Origin of the sequence: Winogradskyella sp. SM1960, from assembly GCF_020179375.1 — a bacterium.
GTDB lineage: Bacteria > Bacteroidota > Bacteroidia > Flavobacteriales > Flavobacteriaceae > Winogradskyella > Winogradskyella marina.
Window position 1 is genome coordinate 68,232 of record NZ_JAICBG010000005.1, and the last position, 22,821, is coordinate 91,052.

Annotated in this window: 16 protein-coding genes; 4 read left to right on the plus strand and 12 right to left on the minus strand. The window is 35.7% G+C overall.

Annotation, left to right across the window (positions count from 1 at the left end; translation table 11 throughout):
- Positions 1–237 precede the first annotated feature (237 nt).
- Positions 238–6,570 (minus strand): GEVED domain-containing protein, encoded by a 6,333-nt coding sequence (locus K1X16_RS12745; RefSeq protein WP_225036653.1) that lies wholly within the window; start codon positions 6,568–6,570, stop codon positions 238–240.
- A gap of 265 nt (positions 6,571–6,835) precedes the next feature.
- Between K1X16_RS12745 and K1X16_RS12750 the strand changes: the two genes are divergently transcribed.
- The gene (locus K1X16_RS12750) at positions 6,836–7,306 is read left to right on the plus strand and encodes a regulatory protein RecX (protein WP_225036654.1); all 471 of its coding nucleotides are present in this window, start codon (positions 6,836–6,838) and stop codon (positions 7,304–7,306) included.
- Positions 7,307–7,533: 227 nt separating this feature from the next.
- Here the strand turns inward: K1X16_RS12750 and K1X16_RS12755 are convergent, their stop codons facing one another.
- The 11 genes from K1X16_RS12755 to panC all read right to left on the minus strand — a co-directional run bounded on the left by K1X16_RS12755 (position 7,534) and on the right by panC (position 18,138).
- Positions 7,534–8,019, minus strand: coding sequence for a DUF6646 family protein (locus K1X16_RS12755; RefSeq protein ID WP_195871020.1), 486 nt, complete (start codon positions 8,017–8,019; stop codon positions 7,534–7,536).
- A 60-nt stretch (positions 8,020–8,079) separates the two neighbouring features.
- The gene (locus K1X16_RS12760) at positions 8,080–8,940 is read right to left on the minus strand and encodes a cupin-like domain-containing protein (protein ID WP_225036656.1); all 861 of its coding nucleotides are present in this window, start codon (positions 8,938–8,940) and stop codon (positions 8,080–8,082) included.
- Between the two features lie 495 nt (positions 8,941–9,435).
- Positions 9,436–10,866 carry a flotillin family protein gene (locus K1X16_RS12765; protein WP_225036659.1) on the minus strand — a complete coding sequence of 477 codons (1,431 nt, stop codon included), beginning with the start codon at positions 10,864–10,866 and terminating at the stop codon, positions 9,436–9,438.
- 50 nt (positions 10,867–10,916) lie between these two features.
- Positions 10,917–11,555, minus strand: coding sequence for a hypothetical protein (locus K1X16_RS12770; protein ID WP_225036661.1), 639 nt, complete (start codon positions 11,553–11,555; stop codon positions 10,917–10,919).
- 383 nt (positions 11,556–11,938) lie between these two features.
- Positions 11,939–13,300: a DNA repair protein RadA gene (gene radA / locus K1X16_RS12775; RefSeq protein WP_225036662.1), complete on the minus strand. Its 1,362-nt coding sequence runs from the start codon at positions 13,298–13,300 to the stop codon at positions 11,939–11,941.
- Positions 13,301–13,364: 64 nt separating this feature from the next.
- Complete coding sequence (locus K1X16_RS12780; protein WP_225036663.1) at positions 13,365–13,517, minus strand: hypothetical protein; 153 nt, start codon at positions 13,515–13,517, stop codon at positions 13,365–13,367.
- The gene (locus K1X16_RS12785) at positions 13,504–14,691 is read right to left on the minus strand and encodes an alpha/beta hydrolase (protein ID WP_225036664.1); all 1,188 of its coding nucleotides are present in this window, start codon (positions 14,689–14,691) and stop codon (positions 13,504–13,506) included. The genes K1X16_RS12780 and K1X16_RS12785 overlap by 14 nt, the downstream gene beginning before the upstream one ends.
- 76 nt (positions 14,692–14,767) lie before the next feature.
- Entirely contained in the window at positions 14,768–15,916 is a 1,149-nt protein-coding gene (locus K1X16_RS12790) for an alpha/beta hydrolase (protein ID WP_225036666.1), read from the minus strand.
- A 40-nt stretch (positions 15,917–15,956) separates the two neighbouring features.
- Positions 15,957–16,916: a YbhN family protein gene (locus K1X16_RS12795; protein ID WP_225036668.1), complete on the minus strand. Its 960-nt coding sequence runs from the start codon at positions 16,914–16,916 to the stop codon at positions 15,957–15,959.
- A 6-nt stretch (positions 16,917–16,922) separates the two neighbouring features.
- A complete protein-coding gene (panD, locus tag K1X16_RS12800; protein ID WP_195871030.1) occupies positions 16,923–17,273 on the minus strand; it encodes an aspartate 1-decarboxylase in 351 nt (116 codons plus the stop codon).
- 13 nt (positions 17,274–17,286) lie between these two features.
- Positions 17,287–18,138 carry a pantoate--beta-alanine ligase gene (panC, locus tag K1X16_RS12805; protein WP_225036677.1) on the minus strand — a complete coding sequence of 284 codons (852 nt, stop codon included), beginning with the start codon at positions 18,136–18,138 and terminating at the stop codon, positions 17,287–17,289.
- Between the two features lie 109 nt (positions 18,139–18,247).
- On the opposite strand from panC, the gene K1X16_RS12810 reads away from it, so the two are divergent.
- The 3 genes from K1X16_RS12810 to glmS are packed head-to-tail and all read left to right on the plus strand — an operon-like array spanning position 18,248 to position 22,659.
- Positions 18,248–19,060, plus strand: a complete 813-nt coding sequence (locus K1X16_RS12810) for a glycogen/starch synthase (protein ID WP_195871032.1) — start codon at positions 18,248–18,250, stop codon at positions 19,058–19,060.
- An 8-nt stretch (positions 19,061–19,068) separates the two neighbouring features.
- Complete coding sequence (locus K1X16_RS12815) at positions 19,069–20,799, plus strand: DUF4270 domain-containing protein (protein WP_225036679.1); 1,731 nt, start codon at positions 19,069–19,071, stop codon at positions 20,797–20,799.
- Between the two features lie 12 nt (positions 20,800–20,811).
- Entirely contained in the window at positions 20,812–22,659 is a 1,848-nt protein-coding gene (gene glmS / locus K1X16_RS12820; RefSeq protein WP_225036681.1) for a glutamine--fructose-6-phosphate transaminase (isomerizing), read from the plus strand.
- Positions 22,660–22,821: the final 162 nt, after the last annotated feature.

The window sequence follows — 22,821 nt, forward strand, 5'->3', positions numbered from 1 at the left end:
CTTCTTTTTGCCGACGTTACTACGGACTTCACACGGAGTATCCATGGATTAGCCACGGGGTTAATACGCTATAGATACGCTATACCTATAGTGATGAATTTGCTTTGTTTGGTAGTTTTTAGGTGTAAAATAGGCGTTAAAACACTGAGCGCCTCCGATAGTTATTGGAAGCGCTCAGTGGTATAGGAAGGATTATTTTTTTAGATCAGCTTCCTGTTTTCTTTTGATGATGCAATGTTAGCGTTGTTTTATTGCTTTTTTACTTATAATCTGTCCGTTGGATAAGGTTATTTTTGCAATATAAGCGGCTTGACTCAATTTAGACAGGTTGTAGATCTCAGTAGAAGCATCACCTGTTAAGCTATACACAATTCGTCCGGTTACATCTATAATATCGACATGTTTTATGGTATGTGCGTTTCCAACCTTAATTTGAACATCACCATGTTGTAACTCTGTAATGGTTACGGTATTTGCATCCAATATGTTATCGTCTATAGATAATGTTGTTGGTGTAAACACAATTTCAAAACGGTTATTGAATTCGCCGGTTTCTGAGGTGAAGGTGTAGTCTGAATTTTTGAGGTTGTGAGTGGTGTTTAATAGGTTGTCTTTGATGTAAATGGCATTTTCAGTCATAAAATCACCTTCGAATTGGTCTATTGATATGGTGTAAAAAGTAGGTTCTGAAATAGTGGTGATAAGACTGAGAGGAATTACTTCTTCAAGCGTTAAGTTATTAGGATCTTTACCTTGAATTACAAATTGTTTTTTATCAGTGGAATTCTCAAGAAGCGAATATATAACAGCATTAACATCTGTAGATAAGTTTCTAGGTGCATCATAATACATACCGTCATCAGCATCTGTAGCTCCATTAACATAAGCTATTAAAATTTGATTAGATGCTCCGTTGTCTGTTGTAAGATTTAACCATAGCCTATTACTTCCGGTAGTTGTTGAAGTCCTAAAAAATTGGTCATTATTACCTGTAACTCTCATGCTATTATTAAATACCACATTAGTAGTTTTAATATCTCCACTGACGGTTGTAGCAGGAGCAGCATCATCCATAGAGATAAAGAACGCTTGCCCTGAAGGGATAAAACGATCAGGCATTATGCCATCACCTCCCATTGTTTGACCAGAGCCGTTTATAATTGCATAATCACTTTGTGCATAGTTTAAGTTTTCATTACCGTTAGCATTTGCATCGGCAGCTGTAGCGTGAGACCAAAAGAATATGGCTCCATTGATAGGGGCATCTACAGTTTGGTCAATACTAGCATTAGCACTTAAGAATAAGTCAGCATCAATAGCTGAAGGGTATGGGTTACCGATGAGGTTCCAGTTGTTGTCATTTAATTCTGAGTCGTTTCTATAAATAGGGATGTTATAAATTCCATTATTGAAAGGCCCTTCAAAGATATAGTCTATTCGCGTTGGGAATGGTGCGAAATTATTTTGAGTTGCGGCATAGCCCACACCTGGTTGCATTATGGTAGCTCCATTAACAAATAGCCAATCATCACCATTATCATCAACGTCATCTTGTCCTGGAATGGTGGCTCCATTGTTATTGGTTTCTGCAGTAGCATCTAAGAAATTCTGACCTAGGTAGGTGTATCTTCTTCCTGTATTTGCTTCTGCCAATCCATCGCCAATGGTTTCGCCAAATACAGGTGCACTCCAATACACGTACTCATGGCGTGATTCTAACCAAGGTGTTTTTTTATACACTTGAATTTTGGTTTTATCCGATAAGATATTACCTGTCAGGGTACCCGCGTCATTAACTTGTACAAAAGCTCCGTAAGGTTGCACCACTAAGCTACCATCTACAACAAGATTGTTTTCTACTTTTACATAGGTATTGTCAGCAATTATTAATTCATTACCGGTTGTAATTTCACAGCTACAGGCTTCAAAGCTTGTTTCTCCATTTGTAGTGACACTAGTGTCGTACGCGCCATTTATAACTACAAATTTATCTGAAGCGGGAGCTGTAGACCAAGTAGTGCCGTCCCAAGAAGCCGTTACTGCGTCTAATTTTACTGCATTACTAGCTTTGTAACACGTAACGTCATCTTCTCTCACTTGGCAATAGAATTGATACTCTAAATACGATATAGGATTTAAAATGTCTAGAGTTGCGGTTGCTACATTATCAAAATCAGCATTATTCGGTACAGCAACAAATGTTGCTGAGCTTGGTTCTAAATAAAACCATTGGTACGTTAGACCTGAGCCAGAAGGCACACCTTCAGTACCTGTAACTCCTATTTGAATAGTGTTTAAACAATTAAACACAGGAGGTGTTAATACTGAAACTGATGGTGGTGTTGCTAAAGCAAAATCATACACTCCAAAATTACTATAATCAGAATCGCTACAATCTGTCCAATCTGTAATATCCCAATCTGCAAGGTTAAACGTTGTGGAAGGCAATGAGCTTGCTGTATTAATTCTGCTGAAATTAATACCGTTTTCACCAGTAACCAAACCGTTAGACCAATTATCGCTACCAAAAACTCCAAAAACATCTATTGAAGTGGCTGTGGAACTGTTATATAGTTCTATTAAATCTGAACTATCATATTTAAAGTTAATACCATTAGCACTGTCAAAAGATTGGTTTGGTAAACTACTATCCAAACCTGCAGCGGTAAAATCGCAAGAGGATGTTCCGATACTAATGACGTGTATACCGCCAGAAGCGATTGTTCCAGTTAAATTTAGAGTAGAAGATGCAGAAGCATTTCCGTTATTAAAAACTCGAATGCTATAATTGTTGAGGTTAATTGCTGATACGGTACCGTTAAAAATTTCAACTAAAGACGAACTTCCGGTGGTAGCATCAGATATTTGGCTCATAAATAAGTCCGTAGGCGGTGTCGACACAGCTGTAGTTTCACAGGTAGAAATATCATCACTTATAACGGTAAACACATTTTCAGAAGAACAACCTGTAGAAAACAATACTGTAATGTCTCCGTCGGTAGCCCCTTCTGGTAAGAGCACAATTAATTCTGAGGCCGATGTAGATACAGTAGTCATCGCTAAGCCATTAATGGTCGCCGTGGCACCTGTGAGGTCATTAGCAGATGTAATTGTTATTTCTGTGTTTTCTGGTCCTTCTGTCGGCCATACGGTGCTTGTTAAAACAGTGCTACAGACTGCAGAGCCTTCAATATCGAATATATAAGGGTCTTCGTCGCTGTCTGAATTTTCTATACTTACTTGTGCGGTACGCACTCCATCTGAGGTTGGGTTAAACTCTACTCTGAATTCTGAGCTAGATCCTGAACCCACAGTTGCGCTAGGTTGTAAGGTGACGCTAAAATCACTTGCATGGGCACCGATAATTTCAACTTTTGGAGTCCCCGTTAAATTTAAAGTGGTTGCTCCAATGTTTTCTATAAAAAACGCTTTTTCAGGGCCTGTATCTCCCACGTTTGTGGAGGCAAACAACGTGTTGTTTAAACCGTATGGTGCGTTAAACCCATTGTCTATAGAGATATTATTTCCTTTAACATTAATCTCAGCATCAAAAGGCTGTACGATATTAATGGTATAATCTTCAACTTCACCGTCAAAACTAGTTTCGCAAGGAGTTGGTGGGTCTATAGGATAATCTGTATCATAATATTTTGTAGAAACGCGCATTCTTGTTGCAGCTATAACAGCATTAGATGGTATTTCGATAGAGAGCGGACTTTCGTCTGTAGATCCATCTACGGCATTGTATGCTACTCCTAAGTCGTAATCTTCATTAGCATCTGAAAAATCACCATCGTTGTTCCAATCAAACCAAACCATTGTGGTTGTAAAGTATTCCCCATCGGTATTTACTCTCACTTCTAAATTATAAGTTTGCCCAATTGTAACTGTTGTAGATATGGCTGTGTAATCTGAATAAGCATTATCCGTATTATCCGAAGCATTATTGATAGTGTTAAATTGCACATTGTTGGTAAGGGTTAGGTAACCGTCACCTCCATCTCCATAAGAGTCGCAATAGGTTAGTGACGGAGTTGTACACACTTCTACACCTTCTGTCCATGTGGTTCCTCGTCTAATAAATATTTTAAAACAATAATTAGTCCCATTGGCTAAGCCCGTTATGGATTTGGTTGAAGCGCTAGAGGTGGTTTCGTATACTAATTGATTTGCGCTTGCGTATACATCGTTGTCATTTCCGGAATATGCAGAACCGTCTCCAGTTGGTGTAAATGTTACTCCTCCTTGATTGGCAATAATGATTAATTGATCATAGCATGCCGTTGGTAAAGGGTTGTTCCAGTTTAGCGTTACTTTATTTGTTAATGGTGTTGCTGTAAGGTTGGTTATATCTCCTTGTGCTAGCCCATTTGTCACCGTACTTCCTGCAGTGCCACCATTGGCCCATCCTGTTAATGTTTCACTAAAATAAGCGTAAACTGTAAATGAATAGTTGTTATCTTCAGTTAAACCTGTAATTGTAGCTGTAGTGGCTGTTCCTTTATATACCACTCGCCCTAGAGATACTGGTGTAACAGGTGTTGCTGCGGAAAAGTCTGTATTTGGAGTATAGGTGTTAGCATCGTCTTTTGTGCCTGTTGGGTCTGTACCACCATCTCTGGCAAATACCATATACCCTGTTGGAGTTACGCCAGATGCTGGTGCATCCCAATTTAAAGTAACGGTTGTATCTTCAAAGCAACCTTCAATATTTCTTGCGTTATTTGGCGCTTCGTTACTTAAATTTAACGTTACGGCATTAGAGGTGGTGTTCCCACAGATATTTGTAAGGATACAACGGTATTGGTTCCCATCCATTGGTGCAGATGTTGCTGCTGTGGTGTACGTATCTGTAGTGGCGCCAGACCCTCCAGTAACATTGTTCCATCCTGAGCCTGTATTTACTTGCCATTGGTAGCTGTCTGTATCACCAGAGCTTATCGAGAATGTTGCTGTATCTGGTATGACTTCGGTTTGGTTGGTTGGTTGCGTTAATGTTGGTATACCATCTTCTATGACTACCGCGTAACTTAGTGCGTTATCTGACCAACAGGTGCCAGACGTGTCATAAGCTCTCACATAATAAGTCCCCGAACTTGTTGCGGTGTAGGTTGCCGTAGCATTGTGGGTTTCGTCGGTACCCGTAGGACTTGTTTGCCAATAATTAATAGTGCCAGCTGCCGCAGTCCCTGAATAGCTTAAGGTTGTTGATGCACATGCTGGTGTGGTTCCTGATATGCTTCCTATTGGGTCTGCTGGTGGTGAGCAGAGGCATGCTTCACCAGATAAAATGATATCATCTACATAATAGTAGTCACTTCCGTCAGCATAATGATCGGAAAAACGAACTCTAATTTGGGTTTCTGTTGGAGGTATATTAATTATATATGGATTAGCTTGAACAGGATTTCTTGTAACTGAACCTGTAGAGTTTATATTTAAATCATAATTATCAGTACCGTCAATTAATTTAGTTCTTGTATAAGTACTTCCTCCATCGTATGAAATTTCTAAGTATAAATCGTCTCCTGAATCTACATTTGTGGCTGCATATGCAACAGAAAGTGTCACATTTGTATATCCAATTAATGAAACATTATCTAATTCTATAGATTCATTATTATTCATTTCATAGGACATAGTGCCATTATATCTATTAAAATCGTTTTCTAATTGGCCTGTGCCAGTGTATGTCCAATTGTCTCCTGTCTCAAAAGAAAGCGTCTTAAAGGCTCCATCAATCCCATCATCATCAGTAATACTTAAGGTTGTTTCATCATCACTTCCTGCTGCGGCACTATCTCCTCCAGCTACGTTTTGAATTTCAAAGGTATAATCAGTGCTGTCGCTACAGTTGGTGTTACCTGCAATAGTTACAGTAACACATTGTGATGTAGAGCTATTTGCAGGGAATGTAATTCCTGTTGTGGAATACGTCACATGTGGTGTACTTGCAGAGGTTAAAACGATATCTGCAGTTGTTGGGGTTGCACTTTCATTGGTAATATCTATACAAATACTTGCTGTGCCATCTCCTTCATTTGCAGTATAGGTTGTTGAAGCGAAGTTTAGTTCTGTGTCTGTTGAAGCAGAAGCATAGGTGACTTCGAAGGAATCTACATAAATTCTATTACCGCTATTACTATCCCTTTGAAAAAACTCTACTTCACTAGTAGCAGAAAGCCCACTCATAGTATAGGTGCTCCCACTAGTTAAATTCGAGACAAAAGACCCATCAACATTATAACCAGCAGGACCAGTGGTACCAGACGCATTTACTGTAACACTTGTTATTGTTGCTCCATTGTTAGCATAAATTATAATTGAGCCACCCTTAGTTCCATTTTGATATAATCTTAGTTGCCCAGAGTTAAGTGCAGGATTGCTAGTTCCACTATTTTTAAATGAACCAAATCCAATATTGGTATCTAATTCAATACCTGGTGAAGCTTCATTTAAACCTGTAACTGCTCCGCCTGCTGAAAAATCATAAGTAACAGTTGTCTGCCCATAACAAAACAAACTAAAGCACAAGAACGCTATAAAAATAAGGGAGTATTTTTTAACCATAGGGATAAGAGGGATTGTATGATGAATTAATTCTAACCAAATATATGTGAAAATCACTGTTAGTCAGTGTCTTGCAAAGTAAGTATTTATTAACAAATTGTTAAGATTTCTTACGGTTTATCTATTAAGTGCTAAAATCATCGATGATGTGCTGTTGCTTATCATTTCAATACTTTTAAGCAGCATTGTTGTATGTAGTTTACCATACTTTATTTCTACCTTATAAATGACTACATTTTCTTAATCTATTGTATTTTTGAATGGCATGGAAATCAATAAATCATACACCGTTAACGAAGCACAGAAAAAGTTAGAACACTATTGTGCTTACCAAGAGCGTTGCCATAAAGAGGTGCGACAAAAACTACGGGATATGAATATGATTCCTGAGGCTATAGATGTGATTATGGTGCATTTAATTCAGGAGAACTTCCTTAACGAAGAACGCTTTGCTAAGGCTTTTGTTTCTGGGAAATTCAGAATTAAAAAATGGGGCAAAAACCGGTTGTTACGCGAGTTGAAGTTTAGGGGTATTTCTAAATATAGTATTGATGCGGCATTAAGGGAAATTGATCTGGACGATTATTATAACACTTTAGATGCGTTGGTGCAAAAACGTATGGAGCAAGTTAAAGAGCCTAATGTGTATAAGAAAAAGAAAAAGGTGGCGGATTATTTGTTGTATCGTGGTTGGGAATCGGCTTTGGTTTATGAGAAGCTTGGTGAGTATTTTTAGGGGTGAGGAGTGAGTGGTTAGCTTTGAGCTGTGTGGTATGAGCTTTGATGAAGATTAGAGTAATAAGGTTTGAAAAAAGTATTTTAAATTATGATAGTCTTACATTTTAGTAGCATTTAATTCTATAAAAAAAGCCTTTACATGGGAATGAAAAGGCTTAGTATTCTGTTTATTATTTGTTAGAATGTAATCTGTTTTCTTAATTCTAACCGTGCAGCGTTTTTTATCTACAAGTTGAAAACCGCACCAATATTTAATGTGAACTGGTTGTGTATATCAATTGGATCGTCTGTATCATATTTCGCTAAAGGAAAGTTGGCTTCTGTAAAAACACCAAAACCTTCTGAAAAGAAATAACGTGCACCAACATGGCCACCAAAGTTTTTAAGGCTTAGGTTTAATCCTGGGTACAGATCAAAGTTTTCATCAATATTAATTACATTTCCTAAGTTAGCATTAAAGCGTCCTTTTAAATCGAAACGGTCGCCAAAATCAAGATTTTCAATGCCATCGGCACCTCCTAAAGCATACGATGAGGATACACCAATAGAGATGTTTTCTCCTAATCCATGGTCGAAACTTACATTAATACCTGTAGCGTAATCTTGTATGTTAGCACCTACCTGAAATTTCTGGTCTCCTTCGCCTATAAAAGCTTGCGCATTACCAAAACTAAAGGCTAGTAAAGCGACAACGAGTAAAATATTTTTCATGTTTTTCATTTTAAAAATAAGGGTCAAATATACAAATAGTATTTAATTAATGTCAGAAAATTAAATGAAACGATTGGTGTTAGTAATCGCTCTTTCGTTTTTGGAGTCAATCCATTTTTGTCCTTTTAAGCGGCGCATAAGGTTATCATAATTTCGCATTATAAAAACGTTATAAATTGCTTTGCCAAGGTTTTTAGGGTTTCGAGCTATAGCGCGTAAACTCATCGAAAATCCTGGAGTTAGGTAACGCATGTAGTGCCAATACCCTTCTGGCATATATAGGGTGTCTCCATGTTGTAATTCGCAACTCCATCCTTTTACCTTTTTTAGTGCTGGCCATTGTTTAAAATCGGGATTATTAAAATCAATATCCTCTCTAACAATTAACGAATGTGGTACTTTGTATAAGTACTTATTTTGTTTTTGGTCAAATAATATGCATTGTTTTTTACCTTCAAAATGAAAGTGAAAAATGTTAGCCAAGTCAATATCGTAGTGCATAAAGGTATGCGAATCCTTTCCTCCAAAGAATAGCATCGGTAGCTTTTTCATGAGACGTAGTCCAACATCTGGATAGGTGAAATCCTTTTGAAGTTGTGGGATTTCTTTTAAAATATTCCAAAGGAAAATGCGGTATTTTGTAGGTTCACGCTTTAGTAGATCTACATAATCGCTCATTTTCATTTTGGCGTGAGCCTGATTAAATCCATCTTTATAATCTACGGGTCTGTCGTCGTAAAGTGGAACGGTTTTATCTCCAGCCACTTTTTTGATGTAGTCTAAATTCCATTTGGAATAGGCAGGCCAATCTTCAATAAATTGCTCTATCACCACAGGTTTTTGTGGTTTGAAATAGTGCGTTATAAAATCCTCTTTGGTGATTGCTTTTACGCGAGGAATATCTTGCAGGTTGAGTTTCAAATGTGAACGACGTTTAGGTTGCAAAGTTAAGGAAAGGTTTTAAATTTTATGGATTCCTGTTTTCGCGGAAATAACAATGGGTATTGTTTTTATATGAGGTTGATGGTTGGTTCTCGATTCGGTTGTCAAAAACTATGTTTCGGTATCTTTAATCAAAAGTTGTGTGACATACCTAAGAGCTTCGTTATTAGGGTGAAACAGTGAATAACACCCCTAAGGTCCCTTCAAGGGGACAACCTACAGATTAAACATTTTTAAGCGCTGTTGATACGATATTATAATTTAGCAATAGTGTTGTGTGTCGCTCCTCTGGAGCTTTTAACATAGCTAAAGTTGTTTTTGTTATTAATATATAGCTCCTCTGGAGCTTTGGGGTGTTGGAGAAAAACACCAACAATGGCTAAGTACTCCTAATAAAAAAAGACCAATACCATAAATAGTCTTTAATGTTGGTATTGGTCTTTTGTAGTTAATTGTAGTCAAGAAAAGTCGAGTTTACTTTTCTGATTGATCGATAGTGGCATCATCTGCCTCGATCTCTTTTTTATCTTTACCTTTTAAATACTCTGGTAAATCCATACCAGCCATATTAAACATTTCTTGTAAAGGAGGCACCGATTTATACATACCAGATAGGAAGTTAGCCGTTGACGATTTTCCGTCTTCTCCAGATGCTCCATTATCCCAAACGGTTACTTTATCTATTTTAATATTCTTAATTGCATCGGCTTGAGCTTTTACTAATTCTGGTAATTTATCTGCAATTAATAATAATACGGCATCTCTACTATTGTTACCAGCCGCTTTTACAATTTGCTCCATACCAGACGCTTGCTTGGTTAAGATTTCATACTGACCTTGTGCTTCGGCTTGTGCTTTAAAAAGTATCGCATCTGCTTCACCTTTTGCTTTTCTTCTAATACGTTCTGCTTCAGCTTCGGCATCAATTTCAGCTTTTTGTTTATCTATTTCTGCAGGTACAATAATATCTGCCATTTGAGATGAACGCTCGCGATCTGCTCTTGCTGTTTCAGCGTCTTGCTCTGCAGCATAGGATTCTTCTAATGCTTTTGCAGCTTGTACTTTCTCTGATGCTATTGCGACACGTTCTGCTTCGGCTTCACGTTGACGACGTAAGGAATCTGAATTAGCAACAGCAATCTTTGCTGTGTTTTCACCTTCAACCGCTTGTGCATTTGCAGCAGCCACTTGTGATCTTTCATCTTGTACAGCATTAGCTTCACCAATAGAACCATCTCTTGTTTTCTCTGCAACCGATTTACGAGCTGCGTTAATAGCATGTGCTGCAGCTTCCTTACCAAGTGCTTCGATATAGCCAGATTCATCTACAATATCTGTAATGTTTACATTAATTAGTTTTAAACCTACTTTCTGTAGTTCGGTTTCAACAGACTGCGAAATATTCGTTAAGAATTTGTCTCTATCGTTGTTAATTTCTTCAATATCCATAGAAGCAACGACTAAACGTAACTGACCAAAAATGATTTCTTTGGCTAATTCTTGAACATCTTGTGCCGCTAATCCTAATAGACGTTGTGCCGCATTTTGCATCACATCTGGTTCTGTAGACACACCAATGGTAAAACGCGATGGTACATTAACACGAATGTTTTGTTTAGATAAGGCGTTAACCAAATTCACTTCTATAGAAATCGGTGTTAAGTCTAGGAATTCATAATCTTGAATCACAGGAATAATAAAAGCTGCACCACCATGAATACATTTTGCTGATTGTCCGCCTCCAACTTTTCCATAGACGACAAGAATACGATCCGAAGGACAACGTTTGTAACGCTTTATTAAAATAAGTAAGGTAACCACTATAAATAGCGCTACAAAAATGAGCAGCATTGGTCCGCCAAGACCCTCTGCATTAAAACTCTCTTGAATGATTAGTAAATTCATATTCATTTCGATTTGATTGGTTATTTGATTAAACTTAGTATTGGTGTGTGTTAAGGTTCTATAAATCGGTCTTTAGACGCTGGTAATTCTTCATTATTTCCTCTTGAAGGTTCAATAGGTTTCCGGGTTTGGTCAACAATGAGAATACCATTAGCGGTTACATCGACCACTTTTATAATGGTGCCTGTTTTTAGTTCGGTTAATGAGTCTGTAAGTGCATGTAATTCGCGCATAGAGCCTTGTACGCTGACGTTTACTTTGCCCATTTTAGAACGGTCAGCTCCTATTGGTAAATAGACTTCACCAACCGCATCGAGGGCATTTTTGTAATTTAAAGTCCCACTGTCTGAGAGTTTACTAATAAAGTAAAATAACGCAGCCATAATTACCATCATTAACAAACCACTAATTATAGAAACTACTATGGTTACAGGTGTTGAAAGTCCGGCATCTATACAAGCAATTCCGCTCCAACCAAAAATAGTGAAGAAGCCAACGAGGTTTTTAAATGAAATAAACTGAAATCCTGCTCCATCAACATCGATATCAGCATCTATGTCGCCAATATCATCGGCATCTCCTCCTACAAAAGCCATAATCATAACTACAGTAAAAATGAGTGAACCAATAATAGCCACTAGCCAATATATTTTGGATAGAAATTCTAAATTTGAAAACCATTCTGCCATATGAGTCAATTTATGTTTTGAGTTACTAAAGATACGACCATTGTAAGATTAAACAACCTTATTTGAAAGTAAATTGGTCTTGGCATTACCATCAACTATGCCTTGTAATAATTTTATTTTTTAGATGACATCTCGTTTGAATACTAAAGCTTCAAATTTGGACTATTTAATGTGTTTTGATGGTAATTGAAGTACGGTCGATTTTATACTTTGGAGCCTCAAAAACGTTTTGAGATTTAGACCACTTTCAATATATAAGTAGCCATTGAAGCGGTTTTGTTACAAAATAGTCTAAAACTTTTTAATGATATGGTGTTTTTCGACTTAAATTTTGACGCCAATATCAGCTAGAAGCCGGTTACGGTATTTTGGTTTGTAAGATGTTAAACGAGAAAGCTAACGACATCTTCAATTTTAGAAATTAATTGAGTTTTAATACCCGTATTTTTCAACGCTATTTTATTGTATTTAGACACAAAAATGGTAGAAAACCCTAATTTTTCAGCTTCTAAAATACGTTGTTCTACACGTTGTACAGGTCTTATTTCGCCTGATAAACCAACTTCTGCAGCAAAACAATAATCACTTGGTAAAGCGACATCTTCGTTAGATGAAAGAATGGCAGCGACAACGGCCAAATCTATTGCAGGATCATCAACTGTTATGCCTCCTGTTATATTTAGAAATACATCTTTTGCACCTAAACGGAAGCCTGCTCGTTTTTCTAAAACAGCCAGTAACATGTTGAGTCGTTTGGCATTAAATCCGGTGGCAGACCGTTGAGGTGTTCCGTAAACGGCAGTACTTACTAAAGCTTGTACTTCAATCATTAGTGGTCGTAAACCTTCTAATGTCGCAGCGACTGCATTACCAGATAATTCTTCGTCTTTTTCTGAAATTAGTATTTCGGAAGGATTGGATACTTCGCGTAATCCTGAGCCTTGCATTTCGTAAATTCCTAATTCATTGGTAGAACCAAATCGGTTTTTGTTGGCTCTTAAAATTCTGAAGACATGGTTTCGGTCTCCTTCAAATTGTAAAACCGTATCGACCATGTGTTCCAAAATTTTTGGACCTGCGATATGACCATCTTTGGTAATATGACCAATTAACAATACTGGTGTTGCGGTTTCTTTAGCAAACTTTATAAGTTCTGTGGTGCATTCTTTGATTTGTGAAATACTACCAGCCGAAGATTCTATATAATCGCTATGTAAGGTTTGAATAGAATCTATGACCACAATATCTGGTTCTAAGGCTTCAATTTGCTTAAAGATATTTTGGGTTTTGGTCTCGGTAAGAATATAGCAATTGTTGCTATTAGGTTGAATACGTTCGGCACGCATTTTTATTTGTTTCTGACTTTCTTCGCCTGAAACATAAAGCGTTTTGTATTTTAAATTTAAAGCAATTTGAAGTAAAAGTGTACTTTTTCCAATACCTGGTTCGCCACCTAATAATGTTAAGGATCCATGAACCATTCCGCCACCTAGCACACGATTAAATTCGTCATCTTGCATGTTTAAACGCGCTTCTTGAGACGTGTCTATATCGTTAATCAGTAAGGGTTTTGAAACCCGTTTAGAGGTTGCTTTTGTTGGTGTTTTCCAATCGCTTTTTTCGGGTTTTTGAATCACTTCTTCGGCAATGGTATTCCATGCTTTACAAGAGGTGCATTGTCCTTGCCACTTGGCATATTGACTACCACAATTCTGACAAAAAAAGGTTGTTTTTACTTTAGCCATGTTCTAGTTTCAGAATCCCAAAAACAGGATTATTAGAGTTTGAAACAGCTAAATTAAGACAATTTTAGTTGATGTCTTTAAACCAAGCCATAATAGCTAAAACTTTTAATGTGGCTAATTTTGAAGGCATATTAGTAAGCAGAAATGTCTTTGTTTTACCATATAAAGCTTCGATAAAGTAATCGGATGATAATCTGTGTTTTCTAGTTTTCTTCATCGTCCTCTTCATTATCATCAATCTCTTCATCTAAATCTGCGACAGTTAATTCGTCAATTTTAGAAAAGATATAATCTCTGTTAATATGGCTTACATCGTTTAAGGTTAAAGCAGATTCGTACAGTTTTTTAGCCTTTTTAGTTTTACCTGATTTCTCGGCAGATTGTGCTAAATAATAGGTGCCCATTAAAGATTCTGGATGAAGCTTATTCGCTAAATTACCTAATTTATGTAGTGATTTTAAATCTTCGCGTTGCTCCGCAATTTTTATCACTTTCTGTATTTCGTCTTCACTAATTTCTTTTTTAATACCGAATAACTTTTCTATTCTTTTATATCTGTCCGTTAAGTAATTATCTAAAGTCCCTTCATAAGGTAATACTTTTTCTTCCAATTCTTTTTCGCGTAATGGATTATAGATATCAAAAATCTTTTCAAACGATTTGGCCAAAGCACTTGTGACTAACGTGTAATGATTTTCGTCTTTGAAATCATCAAAATAATACGTGAGATTCTGATTGTCAACAGCCTTAATTTGTCCGTTTGTAGCCAGTATGTTGTCTCTAAGGAATGGAATATCTTTTTCTGCTGTGGCTAAATAGTAAAAAATATCTGTCTTATAAACCGCTAAACGTTTTGATATGAAATTGTTTAAGGATCCAATAAAATCTGGGCTAATACAAACATAAGCCTGAAACTCTAGATCGTCTTTGAATAAATAAGAGTTGATGAAATTACCCATATTATCATGACCTACGGCAACTCTAAACTTACTTGTGTTGTAGTTTTTGTCTATATAAGGTAATAGTTCGTCTGAAACGAAGTTGTGAAATCTAAGTCCGGATTCTGTAGGTAATCCTGTGGTTGGATCGTAGTAACCGTCGTAAAAACGATTTTCTCCTTGCATAATACCAACGATAATTGATCCTGGCATATTATCGAAGTAGGTTTGAAAATCTACTTGTCCTACTACGGGCTCAAATAAATAATCTCCATCAAAAACAATAATTACCGGATACTTTTGATCAGAATTTGGATCGTAATTTTTAGGGAGTTTAACTTTTAGCTTCCGTACGTCGCTAAGTTTAGACGAGGATATTTCTTGGTAGGTGACTTGCGCAAAAGACGTTACACAAATGAGACATGTTAGAACTACAAAAATAGTTTTTTTCATGATAAGTAGGTTTAGATTTGGGGTTCCAAACATACTAAATTGTCGTCAAATAGTCAATTTTTTTCGATGAAATGCATTATTCTTTCATTTTATCTTGAATTTCGTACATTTTATCGAGCATCATTTCTTTGTCTACGGATTGCGAAGGCTCTAATAATAAGCCTGATTTATAGCGTTGTAGTGCTCTTTTTAAATTTCCTTGTTTCTCGTTGTACATGCCATCATAATAGGCACTTAGCATGGATTTTGGAAAGACCTTGTTAATTAGTTTAGATAATTTTTCTAAGGATTCTAAATCTTCTTTTTTATTACTAGCTGCTGCAATTGCTCTAATATCGTTTTCTATTAATTTTTTTTCAAAACCATAAAAATGTTCGATGTCTTCATATTTTTTTACCAAATAATCATAAGGTGACCCTTCGAAAGTGAGCACTTTTTCGGAATATTCTTTAGCATTAATAGGTTTAAAAAGTGTAAAAATTTGATTTAACGCTTTTGGAATACCTCTACCAACTAACGAATAATGATTGGCATCTTCAAAATCGTCAAACTTATAGAGAAAATTCTTGTTTTCTATAGTAGATATCATAGCGTTACTTTCTAAAATAGAGGCTCTAATTGCTTTAATATCCGCATCTCCTGTTGCCATGTAATAAAACACTTCTTTCTCTAATATCGATAAGCGTTGCTTTAATCTATTTATCATTTCTGGAGCAAAATCTGGACTTAATGCCACATAAGCTCTAAATATAGGGTCGTCTTTAAATAAGTAATAATTTATAAAATTTGCACTCAAATCGTGCCCAACGACGATTCTAAAATTAGAGGCGTTATAATTATCTTCAATAAACGGCAATAATTCGGCCGCCATAAATTCATAAAAGTCAGCACCAGAATGTAACGGAAGATTGGAATGATTGTCGTAATAAAAATCATCTATTCTAGTATCTGCTTGGTTAATACCAACAACAATACAATCTGGAATGTCTTCCCAATACGACTGGTAATCTATGTTGCCCGCAACAGGTTCAAACAAATAGTCACCATCTAAAACAATGATTAAAGGATAGGATCGCTTTTCTTCGGGATTATAATTTCTTGGTAATTGAATTTTTAATTCGCGTTTACCTTCAAGCTTATAGGAATCAATAGTTTTATATATAGCTTGAGACTGACTATTAAAGCCTATAAAAAGCGCTATAAGAAGTAGGTAAAAGTTCTTCATATTATGCATAATTAAAAATTTAAAGTACGATAAAAATAAATTATAATATTGTTTTCTTCCTATTATAGAGAGGTAAATATAACAATGATAACCCGCCAATAATAATAATTACTAGCGTTTGCGTTGACCATACTATCCAACCAAATGCTCTACTTGGGTCGTCTGCTATACCAAATAACGAAAAGGCTATAACAATCGCTTCGGGAAATGAGCCAATTCCACCATTTGTCGCTGCAATACTAAAACTAGACAATATAAATCCAATTAGAACTGCAGTTAATGTGATGTTCTGTAATTCGGGTAAAGCAAAAGTAGTTACATAAAACATAAGCACATACATTGCCCAAATAAACAAGGTATGTCCTATAAAAGCCCACTTTTTTTTCATTTTAAAAATGCTAAGTGCACCTTCTAATAGCCCAAATAAGAATCCTTTTACTTTTAAAGCGAATTTAGATTTACTTTTTTTTATAAACAGAATTAACATTAAAGCTCCCAAAGCTAATACTGAACCTCCTAAAAACAAAGAGGTTGCATTGAATTTTTCTGCGAAAAAATTAAAAATGAACTCAAATTCTAATATAAAAGCTATTGTTACTATGGCAAGCAGCATTAAAGTATCTGCTATGCGTTCCGCAACGATGGTGCCAAACCCTTTATCGAAAGGGATACCTTCATAGTTTTTTAAAATCGTTGCTCTGGCAACTTCTCCTGCACGAGGAATTGTAAAATTAATAAGGTAAGCCGAATACACCGCCATAAGGCTATTGCCAAATTTCGGTTTAAATCCTAATGGTTCGGCCATAAATAGCCAACGATAAGCTCTAGATATGTGGCTAAGTATTCCAAAAGTGATACCAAGAATTATCCAACTATAATCAGCATTTTTAAAGTATTGAACTAGGGTTGGAATAGAAATTTTTGATAAAGAATACCATACCAATCCAACGCCTAAGAGTAATGGTAAAACAACTTTTAGAATGGATTTAGCTTTGGCCACCTAACTTTACTTAAGGAGGTTGGTAGCTTCGTCTGGGAATACTAAAGAAGGCTTAAATACTTTGGCGTCTTCGATATCCATAATGGCGTAAGTAATAAGAATAAGCGTGTCTCCAACAGCTACTTTACGTGCTGCTGCTCCATTAAGCGTGATTTCGCCACTATTACGAGGACCTGGAATACAATAGGTTTCTAGGCGTTCGCCATTGTCATTATTTACAATCTGAACTTTTTCGCCTTGTATAATATTAGCAGCTTCCATTAAGTCTTCGTCAATAGTGATACTACCAATATAATTTAGTTTGGCTCCTGTAACCTTTACACGATGAATTTTAGATTTTACAACTTGTATTTGCATACCACAAAGATAATTAATTTAAAGCGATATTGTCTATTAATCTTATATCGCCTGCATATACAGCTATAAATGCTCTATATGACTTTTGAGTTGATTTTCGTTTCACTGGCTTTAAGGTCGTTATGTCTGCAATAATAAAATACTCTAGCTCTAAGAGCGTCTGTTTTTTAAATTGAGAACGAACCCATTCCGTTACTGTACCTGCACTTTTTGTGCCAAACATTGTTTTGGCAGTATTTAGTGTTTTATAAATAAAAGGAGCAGCGGATCTATGCTCTGGTGAAAGTCTTGCATTTCTAGAGCTCATTGCCAAACCATCTTCGGCTCTATGGATTGAGCAACCGATAACATCTACGTCTAGATGGTGCAGTTCTACAAGCTTTTTAATTATTTGTAATTGCTGAAAATCTTTTTCTCCAAAATAGGCGCGATCTGGTTTAACAATTTCAAACAAACGTTTTACTATGGTTCCAACTCCGTCAAAATGTCCTGGTCTAAATGCGCCTTCCATTTCATGCTCTAAGCCATCAAAGGTGAAACTTTGAGATACAATGTTGTTGCCATAAATATCAGAAACAGTCGGTGAATAAATAATAATATTATTCGCGCTTACTGTTTTTAATAAGGCAATATCTGCGTCTAATGTTCTAGGGTATTTTACGAGGTCTTCTTTATTGTCAAACTGTGTAGGATTTACAAAAATACTCACAACAACAAGGTCGTTTTCTTTTAGTCCGCTATTTACTAATGATAAGTGTCCATTGTGTAGTGCTCCCATAGTAGGCACAAAACCAATAGACTTTCCTTTAGCTTTTAGATCCTTAATATGATTTGATAAATCGGTTTTATTCTGAATGTTTTTCAATGCTGTAACAAAAGTTTAACGCATGCAAACATAATATAATACTAGCAATCTGCACAAATTTTTGTAATTTTGCATGTTTTTTACCATTAATTTCAAAAGCAGCAGATTTATGAAAGATAAACGAATATTGTATGTGTCCTCGGAAGTTGTTCCATATTTACCCGAAACAGAAATCTCTTCAATGTCGTTTGAAGCGCCACGGATGGTAAACAAACAAGGAGGTCAGATAAGAATATTTATGCCTCGCTTTGGAAATATAAATGAAAGAAGGCATCAACTTCATGAAGTGATTAGGCTTTCTGGAATAAACCTGGTAATTAACGATTTAGATATGCCATTAATAATAAAGGTGGCTTCTATACCAAAAGAACGCATTCAGGTTTACTTTATTGATAATGAAGATTATTTTAAGCGAAAAGCAACCTTAACAGATGAAAACGGTGAGTTGTTTTCAGATAACGATGAACGTGCGATATTCTTTGCAAAAGGCGTTATTGAAACAGTTAAGAAACTAAATTGGGCTCCAGATATTATTCATGTTAATGGTTGGTTGGCGTCACTTCTTCCGTTATACTTAAAAGAGTTTTATAAAACAGAACCTTTATTTACCGAAAGTAAAATAGTAACCTCTGTATACAATCAAAGCTTTGAAGGGACGTTAGATAAAGACATGATCTCTAAAGTTAATTTTGATGAATTAGATGCTAATGCAACAGAACTGCTAAAGCAGCCCGATTATATCAACCTTATGAAGGTTGCTATTGATAATTCTGATGCTATCATTAGAGGTTCTGAAGATTTACCAGAAGAATTAGATACTTATTTAAGTGATTTAACAAAACCTGTATTGGACTATTATTCAATTGAAGAATTTGCAGATCCATACACAGATTTTTATAACAACACTGTATTAAACAGTTAATATTACCTATGAAAAAGAATAAAATTGCACTCCAGATCTTATCATTTGGCCTTATTGTTTCAAGTTTTATTGCTTGTGACGATGATTTTGCTACTTTAGAGTCTGACCTTCTTAATAGTGACGTTGCAACAAATTTTGATATAGACTCTAATCAATATGATGTTATTGCCTATACCAAAGCCTTAAATCCTGTACAAACAAATCAACTTGGTTTAACAACCTTAGGTATTTACGATGATGCTTATGGAAGAACAACATCGAGTTTTGTAACGCAGTTAACACCAACAACATTTAATCCCTCTTTTGGAGAGGATGCAAAGGTTGACTCTGTTGTTATTACCTTGCCTTTTTATAGTACAATTACAGGTGCTGATGACGATGGCAATCCTACCTACAGTATAGATTCAGTACTCTCTAAAGGAGAGGGCTACAATAATATAAAGTTAAGCGTTTTTGAAAATAAGTATTTTATTAGAGATTTTGATCCAAGTGGTGGTTTTAATGAAGGACAAGCTTATTACTCAGACCAATCAGTGTCATCGTCAGAAACTATATCCACGACAGCCCTAGAAGGTGAGGAGCTTACTTTTGTAAAGTTTGATGAGGAAACAGGGAGTATAATGACTGTAGTTGATAATGAAATTGATATCAACGAAAACGGTTATAGACTAATGGATGTTAATGAATTAGATGAAAATGGTGATAAAACGTTATTGTCTACTCAAGCACCAGGAATTAGAATTATGTTAGAACCTTCTTTTTGGGAAGAAAAGATATTAGATAAAGAAGGAGATGCAGTTTTAAGTAACTTAAATAATTTTTCTGAATACTTTAGAGGTCTTTATTTTAAAGCTGAAGCTATAAATGATGATGGCAGTTACCTTATATTAAACACAAGTACTGCTAATAATGCCAACCTTACTATTTATTATTCAAAACTAACAGCGTCAACTGACGATGATCCTGAGTTAAGAGATAATTCAACGTTTGTACTTAATTTTGGAGCTAATAAGATTAATTTTCTTGAAAACGATTTTACATTGCCAGTAAATGATGGAGATTCAGACCTAGGTGATGATAGACTTTACTTAAAAGGAGGGGAAGGAGCTATTGCAGGAATAAAATTGTTTGACGGTTTTAATACCGAAGCAGGTATGAGTAATTTTGACGTCTTTAGAAATGACTTTGTCAATTTGGAAAATGATAAGTACGTGAGTTCTAAACGATTAGTTAACGAAGCTAATCTTGTTTTTTACGTTGACAGAGATCAGCTAGATTTATTTAATGAAGACCCAGAGAACGAGCCTAATCGCTTGTACTTGTATGATGTATCAAATAAATCGCCGTTAATCGATTATTTTTTAGATGCCACTAACACCAATTTACCTTCGTTTTCTAAAGTTAGACATCTTGGTCCTTTAGAACGTGTAGATGATGAGCCAAGTAATAAAGGTGTAAAATACAAATTGAAAATTACAGAACATATCAATAATTTATTAATTAGAGATTCCACAAATGTTGAACTTGGTTTAGCGGTTTCTCTAAATGTAAATATTGAAGATCCTAGTGTAAGTTTTTCACAGAGTAAAGAGCTGTCAGATGATGATTTAGATGCAACAGTGCCAATAGGTTCTATTCTAACACCAAGAGGAACTATTTTGTATGGTAATAATACATCTGAAACTAATGAAGATAAACGTGTATATCTAGAAATATTTTATACAGAACCAAATTACTAAAAAAAGAAACCTATGTGTGGAATTGTTGGATACATTGGCCATCGAGAGGCCTATCCTATTGTTATTAAAGGACTTCAAAGATTAGAATATAGAGGTTACGATAGTGCAGGTATTGCATTGTATGATGGCAACGCTATAAAGCTATCAAAGACCAAAGGCAAAGTGTCTGATCTTAAGGACAAAATAGATAATGAAATTACCACAGACGGAACTCTGGGTATTGGTCATACACGTTGGGCAACACATGGTGTACCAAACGATGTTAACTCTCATCCTCACTATTCTAATTCTGGAGATTTAGTAATTATTCATAACGGAATCATTGAAAATTATGATGCCTTAAAACAAGAATTAATTAAACGCGGTTACACGTTTCAGTCAGAAACAGACACTGAAGTTTTGGTTAATCTTATTGAAGAAGTAAAGAAAAACGATAATTTAAAATTAGGTAAGGCAGTACAAATTGCTTTAAACCAAGTTGTCGGAGCTTATGCAATTGCTGTTTTTGACAAAAATAAACCAAACGAAATTGTTGTCGCAAAACTCGGTAGTCCGCTAGCAATAGGTGTTGGTGACGATGAGTTTTTTATAGCAAGTGATGCTTCTCCTTTTATTGAATATACAAAAAACGCCATTTATCTTGAAGATGAACAAATGGCAATCATTAGAAGAGGCAAGGACGTCAAAGTACGAAAAATAAAAGGGGACGCTCTCGTAGATCCTTATATTCAAGAACTTCAACTTAATTTAGAGCAGATTGAAAAAGGTGGTTACGACCATTTTATGCTCAAGGAGATTTATGAACAACCAAGTGCTATTTTAGACACCTTTAGAGGACGTTTATTAAGTAACGAAGCGATCGTAAAAATGTCTGGTGTTGAGGATAACATGAAGAAATTCTTAGCAGCTGACCGAATTATCATCGTAGCTTGTGGTACATCTTGGCACGCAGGATTAGTTGCAGAATATATTTTTGAAGATTTAGCAAGAATCCCAGTTGAGGTAGAATATGCTTCAGAATTTAGATACAGAAACCCAGTGATAACAGAGAATGATATTGTTATTGCTATATCTCAATCTGGTGAAACCGCAGATACTTTAGCAGCTATTAAATTAGCAAAATCTAAAGGAGCCTTTGTGTTTGGAGTTTGTAATGTTGTTGGTTCCACTATTGCTAGAGAAACAGATGCTGGTGCGTATACGCATGCTGGGCCAGAAATTGGAGTGGCTTCAACAAAAGCATTTACAACGCAGATAACCGTATTAACCTTAATGGCATTACGTTTAGCAAGAGCGAAGGGAACAATCTCTAGTTCAGAATTTAGACATCACCTTATTGAACTCGAAACGATTCCAGGAAAAGTTGAAGAAGCTTTAACGTCTGATGCTTACGTAAAAACTATCGCTGAAATTTATAAGGACTCTAAAAACTGCCTGTATTTAGGACGTGGATTTAATTTTCCTGTAGCTTTAGAGGGAGCTTTAAAACTTAAGGAGATTTCTTATATACATGCTGAAGGTTATCCTGCCGCAGAAATGAAACATGGTCCTATTGCACTTATTGATGAGCAGATGCCTGTAATTGTTATTGCAACAAAAATGGGACATTACGAAAAAGTAGTGAGTAATATCCAAGAAATAAAAGCGCGAAAGGGAAAAATTATTGGTATTGTAACAAAAGGTGATACAAGTGTAAAAGAACTAGCAGATCATGTGATTGAAGTTCCGGAAACAATAGAATGTTTAACTCCTCTATTAACTACCATACCTTTACAGTTATTGTCTTATCATATCGCTGTTATGTTAGAAAAAAATGTAGATCAACCGAGAAATTTAGCAAAATCGGTTACTGTAGAGTAAAATAAGCCCATAAAAAATAGTTAAAAACGCTTTAAGTTTGAGTAATCCTCAAATTTAGAGCGTTTTTTTTCGAATTTTTATTATGCGTGCATAGATTTTTGCGAATTTATTACTTAATTTTCATATATTTAATTAAATTGCTAATCTAACAAATTAACTAAT